General features: G+C 61.9%; 10 protein-coding genes. 1 reads left to right on the plus strand and 9 read right to left on the minus strand.

Going from position 1 to position 13,620, the window contains the following annotated elements:
* Positions 1–33: 33 nt before the first annotated feature.
* The 7 genes from FH061_RS00515 to mnmC all read right to left on the minus strand — a co-directional run bounded on the left by FH061_RS00515 (position 34) and on the right by mnmC (position 11,443).
* Positions 34–1,692 (minus strand): NAD(P)/FAD-dependent oxidoreductase, encoded by a 1,659-nt coding sequence (locus FH061_RS00515; RefSeq protein ID WP_151631915.1) that lies wholly within the window; start codon positions 1,690–1,692, stop codon positions 34–36.
* Between the two features lie 382 nt (positions 1,693–2,074).
* A complete protein-coding gene (locus FH061_RS00520) occupies positions 2,075–2,521 on the minus strand; it encodes a PA2169 family four-helix-bundle protein (protein ID WP_151631917.1) in 447 nt (148 codons plus the stop codon).
* A 97-nt stretch (positions 2,522–2,618) separates the two neighbouring features.
* Positions 2,619–3,398 (minus strand): DUF4142 domain-containing protein, encoded by a 780-nt coding sequence (locus FH061_RS00525; protein ID WP_151631919.1) that lies wholly within the window; start codon positions 3,396–3,398, stop codon positions 2,619–2,621.
* A 443-nt stretch (positions 3,399–3,841) separates the two neighbouring features.
* A complete protein-coding gene (locus FH061_RS00530; protein WP_151631921.1) occupies positions 3,842–5,440 on the minus strand; it encodes a SpoVR family protein in 1,599 nt (532 codons plus the stop codon).
* The gene (locus tag FH061_RS00535) at positions 5,437–6,705 is read right to left on the minus strand and encodes a YeaH/YhbH family protein (RefSeq protein ID WP_151631923.1); all 1,269 of its coding nucleotides are present in this window, start codon (positions 6,703–6,705) and stop codon (positions 5,437–5,439) included. The genes FH061_RS00530 and FH061_RS00535 overlap by 4 nt, the downstream gene beginning before the upstream one ends.
* A gap of 181 nt (positions 6,706–6,886) precedes the next feature.
* A complete protein-coding gene (locus FH061_RS00540) occupies positions 6,887–8,809 on the minus strand; it encodes a PrkA family serine protein kinase (RefSeq protein WP_151631925.1) in 1,923 nt (640 codons plus the stop codon).
* Positions 8,810–9,535: 726 nt separating this feature from the next.
* The gene (mnmC, locus tag FH061_RS00545) at positions 9,536–11,443 is read right to left on the minus strand and encodes a bifunctional tRNA (5-methylaminomethyl-2-thiouridine)(34)-methyltransferase MnmD/FAD-dependent 5-carboxymethylaminomethyl-2-thiouridine(34) oxidoreductase MnmC (protein ID WP_151631927.1); all 1,908 of its coding nucleotides are present in this window, start codon (positions 11,441–11,443) and stop codon (positions 9,536–9,538) included.
* A 321-nt stretch (positions 11,444–11,764) separates the two neighbouring features.
* Between mnmC and FH061_RS00550 the strand changes: the two genes are divergently transcribed.
* Positions 11,765–12,262 (plus strand): SET domain-containing protein, encoded by a 498-nt coding sequence (locus FH061_RS00550; protein ID WP_151631929.1) that lies wholly within the window; start codon positions 11,765–11,767, stop codon positions 12,260–12,262.
* Positions 12,263–12,338: 76 nt separating this feature from the next.
* Here the strand turns inward: FH061_RS00550 and sugE are convergent, their stop codons facing one another.
* On the minus strand, positions 12,339–12,653 hold the full coding sequence (gene sugE, locus FH061_RS00555; RefSeq protein ID WP_151631931.1) for a quaternary ammonium compound efflux SMR transporter SugE: 315 nt from the start codon (positions 12,651–12,653) through the stop codon (positions 12,339–12,341).
* Between the two features lie 181 nt (positions 12,654–12,834).
* Positions 12,835–13,620 (minus strand): biofilm regulation diguanylate cyclase SiaD, encoded by a 786-nt coding sequence (siaD, locus tag FH061_RS00560; RefSeq protein ID WP_151631933.1) that lies wholly within the window; start codon positions 13,618–13,620, stop codon positions 12,835–12,837.

Consider the following 13,620-nt stretch of genomic DNA (forward strand, 5'->3'; position numbering starts at 1 on the left):
TACCCACAATCAGAACCGCTCCGGCCGACCGGGTCAGTACAGCATATCCCCCGCCATCCCCCCGCCCCGCACATCCGTCTCCCCCACCATGCTGAGCGCCACCGCCTCCGCCACCTTGATCCCATCCACCGCCGCGGACAGAATCCCGCCGGCGTAACCGGCCCCCTCCCCCGCCGGAAACAGCCCCTCGGTATTGAGGCTCTGGAAATTATCCTTGCGCTTGATGCGCACCGGCGACGAGGTGCGCGTCTCGACCCCGGTCAGTACGGCGTCACGCATCGCATATCCCTTGATCTGACGGTCGAATGCGGGCAGCGCCTCGCGGATGGCTTCGATCGCATAGTCGGGCAGCGAGGGACCGAGGTCGGTCAGGTGCACGCCCGGCTTGTAGGAGGGAATGACCGAGCCGAGTTCGGTCGACGGCCGGCCGGCGATGAAGTCGCCCACCAGCTGGCCCGGCGCGTCATAGTTGCGCCCGCCCAGCACATAGGCGCGCGACTCCAGCTCGCGCTGCAGGTCGATGCCGGCCAGCGGATGGCCGGCGCCGCGGTCGGTGGGGTAATCCTCGGGCGTGATGCCGACCACGATGCCGCTGTTGGCATTGCGCTCGTTGCGCGAATACTGGCTCATGCCATTGGTCACCACCCGTTCCGGCTCGGAAGTCGCCGCCACCACGGTGCCGCCCGGGCACATGCAGAAGCTGTAGACCGAGCGGCCGTTCTTCGCATGATGAACCAGCTTGTAATCGGCCGCGCCAAGCAATGGATGGCCGGCGAATTTGCCGAAGCGGGCGCGATCGATCAGCGATTGCGGATGTTCGGCGCGGAAGCCGACCGAGAAGGGCTTGGCTTCGATGTACACGCCGCGGTCGTACAGCATCTGGAAGGTGTCGCGCGCGCTGTGGCCGACCGCCAGCACCACATGGTCGGAAGCCAGGCGCTCGCCGTTTTCCAGGATCACCGCGCGCAATTTGCCGTTGTCGATCTCGAGGTCGGTGACCTTGGCCTCGAAGCGGAATTCGCCGCCGAGCGACTCGATGGTGTCGCGCATGGCTTCGATCATCTTGACCAGGCGGAAGGTGCCGATGTGCGGCTTGCTGACGAACAGGATTTCTTCCGGCGCGTAAGCCTTGACGAACTCGGTGAGCACCTTGCGGCCGTAATGCTTCGGATCCTTGATCTGGCTGTGCAGCTTGCCGTCGGAGAAGGTGCCGGCGCCGCCTTCGCCGAACTGCACGTTGGACTCGGGCTTGAGATCCCTCTTGCGCCACAGGCCCCAGGTGTCCTTGGTGCGTTCCCGCACCACCTTGCCGCGTTCGAGAATGATGGGTCGAAAACCCATCTGCGCCAGGATCAGAGCGGCGAACAGGCCGCAAGGGCCGAAGCCGATGATGACGGGCCGCGTCGGCACGTTGGCCGGCGCCTGCGCAACGAACTTGTAGCTGGTGTCGGGGCTGGGGCCGACGTTCGGCGTGCCCTGCAGGCGGGCCAGCACCGCGGCTTCCTCGGCGACATCCGCATCGAGCGTGTAGACCAGCGTGATGGCGCTGCGCCGGCGCGCATCGTAGCCGCGCCGGAAGACGGTAAACCCCTTCAGGTCGGCATCCGGTATCTGCAGGCGGTCGAGAACGGCGGCCCTGAGGTCGGCTTCGGGATGGTCGAGCGGAAGAATAACGTTGGTCAGTCGCAGCATGCGGGCAATCCGGAAAAATGTGGGTCGGGCTGTCGCAATACATGCAGTTCGCCCGTGGCGTGCAAGGCCTAGAGTCCTTGCAGCGGGTCGACGCGTTGGCAATCTGACAGCAATCCGCTGCCGGCGGGGATGAGAGGGGTTCACCGGCAGGCCGGTATTTTACTCCATGGGGTTGGCGTGAAAGGACTGCGCCATGCAAAAGCGGACAAGCCGGTCGCCGCCGGCTTGTCCGCCTTCCTGATTCCGGAATTTCCTCCGGGCCGCCCGATCATGGGTCCGGCCCGAACATAGGTTGGGCCGTATCCCCTCACCCCGGCCCTCTCCCAGAGGTAGAGGGGGAGATCAGCGACCCGAAAAATGCGCCATTTTTCGGGCCGGATTACTAGCTGCGGTACTGGTCGCGCAGGCTCTTGACCTGGTCGTGGTTCTGCAGCACCCCTTGGTACTGGCGCTCGACCACGGCGCGCACTTCGACCGGCAGGTTCTTTTCGAGCGCGCGGCGATAGCTCGACACCGCCACATCCTCGCCGCGTTCGCATTCCTTGAGCACCGCCTTGTCATCCTTGCCGGTGACCAGCGACTTGATGTCGACCCAGCGGCGGTGCAGCGCGCCGCCCAGCCCGCTGGTGGTCTCGGGGTCGCCGCCATAGGAGCGCACCAGGCTCTGCAATTCGAGCACCGCCGCGGCGCAGCTTTGCGCGCGGTTGGAGAAAAAGGTTTTCAGGGTCGGGTCGCTGGCGTCTTCCGCGCAGGTGCGGAAGCCTTCCTCGCCGTCCTTGCTGGTTTCGATCAGGTCATTGAGGGTGGAGACTACGTCGTCGCTATTCATGCATCACTCCTGTAGGGTGAATTCGGCGGGCCGGTTCGGAAAGCAGGCATGCGCATGCGGCGCCATAGCTGGCCGCATGCGCTGCCGCTCTGACGGATTACTTCGAGCCGGAACCGCTGCCGGAAGACGAGGAGCTGCCGCCGCTGGAGCCGGAGGCCGCGGTGGCGCTGCTCTTGTCGGAGCCGCCGGAGTTGCTGGACTTGCTGGAGCTACCGGAGCTGCCCGAGCTGCTGCCTTTCTTGCCGGTATGTTCCTGCGCCGAGCTCAGGTGAGCGTCGACGGTCGGGGTCATTTTGGCGGCCAGCGCCTTCAGGTCCGGATCCTTGGAGTCCTTCTGCGCCTTGCTCAGCAGGCGGTGAGTGTTCTTGTGATCCAGCACGCCGACCTGGTTCATGTACATCTTGTCGAACTTCTCGCCTTCGAGCGCGCTCAGGGCCTTGGCTGCGGCCTTGTGCTTCATGTCGGTTTCGGTGGGCAGCGTCACGCCCTTCTGCTGGGCCAGCTGCTCAAGTTCCTTCTGCGCCTGGGTGTGATCGTCGATCATCTTCTGCGCATACGCCTTGACCTGGTCGCTCTGCGACTTTTGCAATGCCAGCTTGCCGGTCTCGATTTCGGCGAAATTGGCCTCGGCCAGATTTTTCATCATGCGCTGGTCGGCCTTGCTGACGCTGCTGCTGCTGCTGCTGTTGCCGCTGCCGGAACCGCCCTTGCTGGCGCTGGCCGAAGAACCGGTCGCACTCGATTGAGCGCTGCTGCTGCCGCTGCCCTGGGTAGCCGAGGTGGCGCCGGTCGATTGCGCATAGACGGAGCTGCCGCCGAACAGCATTGCCAGTGCGGCAATCCCGAGCATGCGATTGAGGTTTTTACGTTGTTGCATCTGGAATCTCCTGGAAACGTGATGGCAATAGCCAACGGATGACATCGCCTGATGTGGAAATCTCGTTAACGCAAGGCGCATGCCAATCATCGATGCTTCCCCGTTTGCCCCTTGTTGCATGAATTGAAATGCCGTGGCGAAACGAAAACCTTGGAAGAGAGTACAGAGTAGTGGAAGAAATTACAGATACATAAGAGTTGCCGATTCGAGCCGCCAATCATGGTTGCGCATCGGCATGGCCAGCTTCGTAATGTCAATCGCCCATAAAAAAATGCCAAGGCTTTCACCTTGGCATCAAGTCTTGCCGGATTGCTCCGGCAAGCGCCCATGAAAAGAGCGGCGGTCGCCTGCACCGCGATGCGGGTTCACAACGCAGTGCCTTCATCCCGGAATCCGTCGCAGCGCCAAGCGCCCCCTTTCTTGCGGCGGTCCCGGAACCTGAATCAGCTACCGCGTTGCCTCTTTTCGCATTTGCATTCCATCGTTTCCAAAACCTTGCCTTCAGGATCGACGGTTTCCAGAATCACGTCGAAACCCCAGAGGCGTGCCACATGCTTCATGACCTCGCCGGTCTGGTTGTTGAGCGGACGGCGCAGGTACTGGTTATGGCGCAAGGTCAGCGCGCGGTGTCCGTGCGTATCGACCGACCACACCTGGATGTTCGGCTCGCGGTTGCCGAGGTTGTACTGCCCGGCAAGCTGCTCGCGCAGATAGCGGTAGCCGGCCTCGTCGTGAATCGCGGAGATGGCCAGCTTGTCCTTCTTGTCGTCGTCCAGTACCGAGAAGAAATGGAAATCGCGGATCACCTTCGGCGACAGGTACTGCGAGATGAAGCTTTCATCCTTGAAGTTGCGCATCGCGAAGTCGAGCGTCTTCTTCCAGTCGCTGCCGGCAATGTCCGGGAACCAGTAGCGGTCCTCGTCGGTCGGGTTTTCGCAGATGCGGCGGATGTCCTGCATCATCGCAAAGCCCAGCGCATACGGATTGATGCCGTTGAAATAGCGGCTGGTGACCGGCGGCTGATAGACGACATTGGTATGGCTTTGCAGGAATTCCATCATGAAGCCGTTGCCTACCACGCCTTCGTCGTAGAGCTGGTTCAGGATGGTGTAATGCCAGAACGTCGCCCAGCCTTCGTTCATCACCTGCGTCTGGCGCTGCGGATAGAAATACTGGGAAATCTTGCGCACGATGCGCACGATCTCGCGCTGCCAGGGTTCGAGCAGCGGCGCCGATTTCTCGATGAAGTACAGCAGGTTTTCCTGCGGCTCGGCCGGATAGCGCGACGGCCCGGCTTCCTGCACCACTTCCTGCTTGCGCGGCACGGTGCGCCACAGGTCGTTCACCTGCGACTGCAGATAACGCTCGCGCTCTTCCTGGCGCTCGCGCTCTTCCGCCAGCGACAGCTTGGCCGGACGCTTGTAGCGGTCCACGCCGTAGTTCTGCAGCGCATGGCAGGAATCGAGCAGCAGTTCCACCGCCTCGATGCCGTAGCGCTGCTCGCAGTCGGCGATGTAATTCTTCGCGAACACCATGTAATCGATGATGGCTTCGGCATCGGTCCAGGTGCGGAACAGGTAGTTGTTCTTGAAGAAGGAATTGTGGCCGTAGGAGGCGTGCGCGATCACCAGCGCCTGCATCATCAGGCTGTTCTCTTCCATCAGGTAGGCGATGCAGGGATTGGAGTTGATGACGATTTCATACGCCAGTCCCATCTGCCCGCGCTTGTAGCTCTTCTCGGTCGACAGGAACTGCTTGCCGAACGACCAGTGCGCATAGGACACCGGCATGCCGACCGATGCATAGGCATCCATCATCTGTTCGGCGGTGATGATCTCCAGCTGGTTCGGATAGGTGTCGAGGCCGAAGCCTTCGGCCACGCGTCGGATTTCCTCATGGATCTGCTCGATCAGCTCGAACGTCCACTCGGACTGCTCCGGCAGGCGGAAGGGCTTGGCGGCCTTCTTGCGCGAGCCCCTGGCTGCAGCCTTGCGCGCGGGCTTCCTGATCGTCGGTTCGGTCGCAATGGTCTCGGTAGTCATTTCGGTTGCTTCTTGAACAGTTCACGGAACACCGGATAGATATCGGCCGGCGACTCGATTTTCTGCATGGCGAAGTGCGGACAGAGATCGGGGATCTGGGTGTACTCGTGCCACAGATTCTGCGGCTCGCCGTCGGTGATCTCGACGTAGGCGTAGTACTGCACCAGCGGCATGATCTTGTTGATCAGCAGCTCGCGGCAGGTCACCGAATCGTTGTCCCAGTTGTCGCCGTCGGAGGCTTGCGCGACATACACGTTCCAGTCGCTGCTGGCGTAGCGCTCGCGGATCACCTTGTCGAGCAGCACCAGCGCGGACGACACCACGGTGCCGCCGGATTCGCGCGAGTTGAAGAACTCGTCCTCGGTCACTTCGGTCGCCTGGGTATGGTGGCGGATGAACACGACTTCGATCTTTTCATACGCCCGCTCCAGGAACATGTAGAGCAGGATGAAGAAACGCTTGGCCGCATCCTTCTTGGCCTGGTCCATCGAGCCGGAGACGTCCATCACGCAGAACATCACCGCGCTGCTGGACGGCTTCGGCACCTTGATGCGGTTGCTGTAGCGCAGGTCGATCGGATCGAGGAAGGGAATCGCATGCAGACGGGTGCGCAGGTGATGGATTTCCTTGCGCAGCGCGAGGATGCGATGGTCGTCCTCGAACGCGGTCTTCATCAATGCCTCGAGTTCCTCTTCCGCTTCCTTGAGCCGCTTGCGCGACTTGGCGCCGACGGCGATGCGGCGTCCGAGCGCGCCGCGCAGCGAGCGCAGCACATGGATGTTGGACGGCGTGCCGGACACGGTATAGCCGGCCCGCTGCTGCTTGAACTCGGTGATGGACTTGAGCTGGGTCTTGATCAGGTTGGGCAGTTCGAGGTCTTCGAAGAAATAGTTCATGAACTCTTCGCGCGTCAGTTCGAACGCGAAATCGTCTTCGGTGATTTCCTCGCTGTTGCCCGCCTTGCCCTTGCCGGCGCCACCGCCTCCGCTCTTGGGACGCTGGATCTGGTCGCCCTTCTGGTATTCCTTGTTGCCGGGACGGACAACTTCCCACACGCCGCCATGCGAATGGCCGAACGAGGGTTCGTTGATGTCCTTGACGGGAATGGATACTTTTTCGCCTTTCTCGATATCTTTGATCGAGCGGCCTTTGATGGCGCGTGCTACCGCGTCCTTGATCTGGCCCTTGTAACGCCGAAGAAAGCGTTCGCGATTGCCAGCGGACTTGTTCTTGCCTTGCAGACGCCGGTCGATGAGGTGAGCCAAGATGCCTCCTGAAACTGGTATGGGCGTTTGTTTCTTATGTCCTTCTCCATTATCGAAAGATTCACGGAAGAAGGATTGGGGTGAAGAACGGCGACGGCTAGCCGCATCGTGCGGACGCAGGGCGCCGCGCCGCGTCCCTCACCCCGGCCTCTCCCGCGCCTGCGGGAGAGGTTGCAACCGATTACGACGACTTGCGAACGCGCAGGTACCACTCGCACAGCAGGCGGACCTGCTTGGCGGTGTAACCCTTGGCGACCATGCGGGCGACGAACTCCTGGTGCTTGTTGGCGTCGTCGGCGCTGGCCTTGGCGTTGAACGAGATCACCGGCAGCAGTTCCTCGGTGTTCGAGAACATCTTCTTCTCGATCACGGTGCGCAGCTTTTCATAGCTGGTCCATGCCGGGTTCTTGCCGTTGTTCTGCGCGCGGGCACGCAATACGAAGTTGACGATCTCGTTGCGGAAATCCTTCGGATTGGAAATGCCCGCGGGCTTCTCGATCTTTTCCAGTTCGTTGTTGAGCGAATCGCGGTCGAAGCTCTCGCCGGTGTCCGGATCGCGGAATTCCTGGTCCTGGATCCAGAAGTCGGCGAAGGTCACGTAACGGTCGAAGATGTTCTGGCCGTACTCGGAATAGCTCTCCAGGTAAGCGGTCTGGATCTCCTTGCCGATGAATTCGACGTAACGCTGCGCCAGGTATTCCTTGATGTAGGACATGTAGCGCTGCTCGACTTCCGGCGCGAACTGCTCGCGCTCGATCTGCTGTTCCAGCACGTACAGCAGGTGCACCGGATTGGCCGCGACTTCGGTGTTGTCGAAGTTGAAGACCTTGGACAGGATCTTGTAGGCGAAGCGGGTGGACAGGCCGTTCATGCCTTCGTCGACGCCGGCGTAATCGGTGTACTCCTGGCGCGATTTCGCCTTAGGATCGGTGTCCTTCAGGTTTTCGCCGTCATAGACCTGCATCTTGCTGAAGATGCTGGAGTTTTCCGGATCCTTGATGCGCGACAGCACCGCGAACTGCGCCATCATCTTCAGGGTGCCGGGGGCGCAGGGCGCCTTCGACAGCGAGGAACTCTGGATCAGCTTGTCGTAGATCTTGATCTCTTCCGACACGCGCAGGCAGTACGGCACCTTCACGATGTAGATACGGTCGAGGAACGCTTCATTGTTCTTGTTGTTGCGGAATGCCTTCCACTCGGATTCGTTCGAGTGCGCCAGCACCACGCCGTCGAAGGGAATCGCGCCGAAGCCTTCGGTGCCCTTGTAGTTGCCTTCCTGCGTTGCGGTCAGCAGCGGATGCAGCACCTTGATCGGGGCCTTGAACATCTCGACGAATTCCATCAGGCCCTGGTTCGACAGGCACAGGCCGCCGGAGTAGCTGTAGGCGTCCGGATCATCCTGGGAATAATCCTCGAGCTTGCGGATGTCGACCTTGCCGACCAGCGACGAGATGTCCTGGTTGTTTTCATCGCCCGGCTCGGTCTTGGAAATCGCGACCTGCTTGAGGATCGACGGATAGCGCTTGACCACGCGGAACTGGTTGATGTCGCCGTTGAATTCATGCAGGCGCTTGACTGCCCACGGGCTGGGGATGGTCTTGAGATAGCGGCGCGGGATGCCGTAATCTTCTTCGAGAATGTCGCCATCCTCGAGTTCATTGAACAGGCCGAGCGGCGATTCATTGACGGGCGAACCCTTGATCGCATAGAAGGGCACCTGCTCCATCAGCGACTTGAGCTTTTCCGCGATGGAGGATTTGCCGCCGCCGACGGGACCGAGCAGATAGAGAACCTGCTTGCGTTCTTCAAGGCCCTGAGCCGCATGACGGAAGTAGGACACCACCTGCTCGATCACCTCTTCCATGCCGTAGAACTCACGGAAGGCGGGATAGATCTTGATAACCTTGTTGGCGAAGACGCGTGACAGGCGCGAGTCGTGGCGCGTGTCGATCATTTCCGGCTCGCCGATGGCTTCGAGCATGCGCTCGGCAGCGGTGGCGTAAGCGAGGCGATCTTGCTTGCACAGTTCCAGATATTCCTGCAGGGAGTATTCCTCTTCCCGAGTCCGCTCATACCGTGCTGCGTAGTTGTCAAAGATTTTCATGGGGGTTCCTTTGATATAAATGCCGGTCACTTTGGGGTCGGATTCAAGACTGAATTTCCACTCCGCAATTTCATACTACGCCCGATTTTCACTGGTCGCTAGGAAATTTTCGGCTTTTTTTTGTAAGCGCTGACTCTTAAAAAAATGCCTTTTCAAATACTCTTTTCAAACGATTATTTATCGCGATATTTTTTGATTTTCCGATTCGATTGCACAAAACTTTTTAACGCAGCCATGGTCACGCAAGGCGATTTTTTGATGAATTTTTAAGATTCAGTTGAAGACCCGCGCTGCATAAATGCGACAGCCCTGTACACGCATTGCACAGGCTTTGCGCATGCGGGAAGGGCAATCGATGGAATTGGCGGGCAAAGGCGGCGCAGTTCCCGCCTTGGGCCTGATGGAAAAAGCGCATCATCGAATATGAAGGCGCGATGGCGCTCGATGGCGTTCGTCTTCATGGATTGCCATGCGCATGAATGACCGCAATGAATGACCGCATTTCGGCGTGCAGTAATGACAGGCATGACCATGCGCCGGGCAAATGAACGAAGCCGTTTGATCATTCACTGGTGAAGGCAGACCTGTTTCGTAAGGCGCAGCGCGGGGCGAAGCTTGGAAATGAAGGGGATGGCAAAACCTTCTGCGGCCGATACAGCCGCCCTCACCCCTGCCACTCTCCCGCCTGCGGGAGAGTGGAATGTATGGAAACGTCAGCTTTTCCCCTTACCCCCGCCGATACGCCTTCAATGCGAACCGCGCGGGATCAAGCACATCAAACAGGCTGCGCTCGATCGGCAGAGGCTCGCCCTCCAGCACCGATGCCAGCAGCTCCGCCGCGAACGGCGCCCAGATCAATCCGCGCGAGCCGTATCCCATCAATCCATACAGGCCCGGATGCCGCGGCACATCGCGCAAGCGGCTGCCGGTGATGGGGAGGTCCGCATCCGGCAGCGCGCCCACGAGCGGCATGCGGTCCGGCGTCACGCAGCGAAAGCCAACCCGCCCGCGCAGTTCCGCAGCCGGTGCATCGTCAGCCTGGACGGCCGGCAGCAGCTGCGCCAGCCGCCGCAGGTTTTCCTCCTGGCTGTCACGACGCAGGGCCGTTTCAGCATCGACATCGTAGGTGGCGCCGACCGTGCACAAGCCCTGCACTTCCGGCGTCACGTAACCGTCGCCGCAGATCACCAGCGGCGGAGCGTTTTCGGAGCCAAGATCCAGGTGGGTGACCTGCCCGCGCACCGCATCGAGCGGCAGGTTCCGCGTCTGGTGCAGCCGATGCGCATCAATGCCGCCGGCGACAACCACAACCGGAGCGTTTGCAATTTCTGCGCCAGCCGCATCGCGCACCATCCAGGTGCCATCGCGGCGTTCCAGCGCGGCAGCGCCCCGGCCGAACAGGCGCACAAGGTTCGGTCCGCAGGCAGCCAGCATGGCTTCGCACAGGCTGGCCGGCGTGACCCAGCCACCCCGGGGAAACAGCCATGCTCCCTGCGATGCCGCATTTCCCGTCATCGCGGCCACCTCTTCCGGTTCCACCCAGCGCACGAAATCCCCGGGCAGTCCAAGTTCCTGCAAGGTGGCCTGCTGCACCCTCGCCTGTTCGCCGTCGCGCGCCAGCTGCAGCACCCCGCACTGGCGGCCGGCGAAGGCGGTGCCGATGCCGCCGAGCCGCGCCCACTGGGCGATCGCGAACAGGTAGGCGGCGCGCGCCAGCCGCGAGGCCTGGTTGCCGTCGCGCGACATCATCGGCATGACGATGCCCGCCAGGTTGCCGGAAGCTTCCTGCGCCGGCCGCGCATGCCGCTCGATCAGCGTGACCTGCCAGCCGCGCGCGGCAAGGCGCTCGCAGGCGGCGCTGCCGGCAATGCCGGCGCCGATCACGATGGCGCGGCGGTCCTGCACCGACACGCGCGGCGGCTGTTGCCAGCGAGGTGCGAAACGGCCCACCAGCATCTGCGGCTTGCGGCCGAAACCGGGCGGACGGTCGCAGAGAAAACCGGCCTGCATCAGCGTCCGCCGCACGTTGCCGGTCACGGTATAGGTGGCCAGCGTGGATTCCGGCGCGGCCAGGCGGTTGAGACGCGCGAGGATCTGCGGCGACCACATCTCCGGATTCCGGCTGGGCGCGAAGCCGTCGAGGTAGAAGGCATCGGCGGCGGCCTGGATGTCGGGCAGGCAGTCGGCGATGTCGCCGAACACCAGCGTGAGCACGATGCGTCCCTCATCAAGCATCAGCCGATGGAAACCCGCTACCAGCGGCGGCCAGGCGGCGCACAGCTGCGCCGACAGCGGCTGCAGCTGCGGCCACAGGGAATGCAGCCGTTCCAGATCGGCGGCGGCGAACGGATGTTTTTCGATGGCCACGTAATGCAGCTGCGCGGGGCGCTCCCGATCCTCGCGCCAGGCTTGCCAGGTCGCGAGGAAATTCAGGCCAAGCCCGAAGCCGGTTTCGAGGATGGTGAAACCTCGGCGCCCGCGCCAGCGTTCCGGCAGGCCGTTCCCGCCGAGGAAGACATGGCGAGCCTGCTCCAGGCCGCCCTCGGCGGAATGGTAGATGTCGCCATAGGCATCGGCATAGGGAATGCCGTCTTGCAGCTTCAGGGTGACGGGAGTCAGGCGATGAGCGGGCATGATGAAAAGAGGAGGAAGGACGTTTCATTGTAGCGGCGCACGGGCGCTCGCTCAAAAATCTGCGCCGCCGCATGCATGATGCGGCACGATTGTTTACACTCGCTGTTTGTCCGTACGGAACAAGCCATCGTCAACGATATTCCGGTGATGCGAGTTTAAGAAGGCAAGGATGGCGACATCCTGCCGGGACAAGAAAACCGGCGCTGCAAGGCCGAAGCCTTGCGCGCATTGTCGATGCAGTACCGGCGTGATTTTCGTCCAGCATTTGACCAACAGATTATTCATTCGCACCACCAGGCAGCCATCCACCTTACCGCCCCCATGAAAACAGCCAGCACCGCCGACACCGCAGCAGCAGCCCAACCTTACTATGCCGTGCGCCATTCGAAAATCCATGGCAACGGCGTATTCGCCACCCGCAAGATCCCGGAAGGCACCCGCATCATCGAATACCAGGGCAAGCGCATCAGCTGGAAGGAGGCGGTGCGCCGTGAGAACCTGAAGCCGGCCGACAGCTTCCACACCTTCTTCTTCAGCCTGGAGAGCGGCAGGATCATCGACGGCGGCGACGAGGGCAACGATTCGCGCTGGATCAATCACTCCTGCGAGCCGAACTGCGAGGCGCGCGAAGAGGACGGCAAGGTGTTCATCTACGCGCTGCGCGACATCAAGCGCGGCGAAGAGCTGTATTACGACTATGGCCTGATCATGGAGCAGCGGCACACGCCGGCGCTGAAGAAGGCGTATCAATGCCTGTGCGGCACGCCATCCTGCCGCGGCACCCTGCTGGCACCCAAGCGCAGGAAGAAGGCCGCCTGATCGCCGGAGGCGTTGAGCGCGTCGGATGCGACGTGCCGCGTGGGCGGGCATGCCGGCCCACGCGGCCCTGCCGGTTCTATTCGAAAAACTTCAGCCCGGCCACGCCGCACAGGATGAGCCCGACGCAGGCCAGCTTCGCAGCCGAGGCCGATTCGCCCAGCAGCACGATGCCCAGTATGGCGGTGCCGGCGGTGCCGATGCCGGTCCAGACCGCATAGGAGGTGCCGGCGGGCAAGGTCTTCATCGCCACGCCGAGCAGCACCACGCTCAGGATCATCGATACGATGGTGCCGACGGAAGGCCACAGCCGCGTGAATCCTTCGGTGTATTTCAGGCCGATGGCCCAGCCGATCTCGAGCAGACCGGCGATCAATAGCAGTATCCAGGACATTGTTTTTCTTTCAGGGGGTCCGTGGCCGTCCACGGGATGACAGGGAAAGACGGGTTCGTACCCGTTTTCATGAGGCGGATGCGGGGCCAGCCCGCATTGAGGCGACGGCACAAGAGCTGCAAAGGCCGCCGCGCAGAAAGCAAGTGTAGCCGAAACGGCGGCTTCTTTCAGTTGGCAGAACTCAGGGCGCGATCCTGTAGCAGTTGCGGCCGTCGCGCTTGGCGTCGAACATGGCCGCGTCGGCGCGGTTGATGGTCTCCGACACTGTCTCTCCATGGCGGCGTTCGGCGATGCCGAAACTGGCCGACAGCGCCAGCCGCGTATCCCCGGCCGAGATATCGAGCGCCATGACCGCATGGCGCACCCGTTCGACCATGATGGCGGCTTGCACGGCGCCGATCTCGGGCATGATGATCATGAATTCCTCGCCGCCCCAGCGGCCGCAAAGATCATAGTCGCGCACGCTTGCCACGATGGCATGCGCGATCTCGATGAGCGCCTTGTCGCCGGCTTCATGGCCATGTGCGTCGTTGACCGACTTGAAACGGTCGACATCGAGCATGGCGACCGTCAGCGGCCGGTGCAGCCTGTCGGCGCGCGCCGACTCTGTCTTCATCCGCTCCATCAGCATGCGGCGGTTGCCGATGCCGGTCAGCGCATCGCGGGTGGACGCCTCTTTCAGCGCTTCATTGAGGTCGCGCATCATCGACTGGTAGCGGTCGGAGATGCGGGCGATCTTTTCCAGCTGGCGCAGCTGCTTCTGGTAGCGCTCGGCAAGCGACAGCTTTTCCTCGCGGCTGACATGCTGGTAGCGGTCGGAAATGCGGGTGACGCGGTCGATCTGGTGCAGCAGTCCGCGGAACTCCGCATACAGCTCGTCGAGCGCCGGCCGCAGCGGATTGTCCTGATGGCTCGCATCGGAAAGCAGGCCCTCGACTCTCTGCTCGATGTGTTTGTCGCTGCGCAC

Source organism: Noviherbaspirillum aerium (genome assembly GCF_008929045.1).
GTDB lineage: Bacteria > Pseudomonadota > Gammaproteobacteria > Burkholderiales > Burkholderiaceae_D > Noviherbaspirillum > Noviherbaspirillum aerium.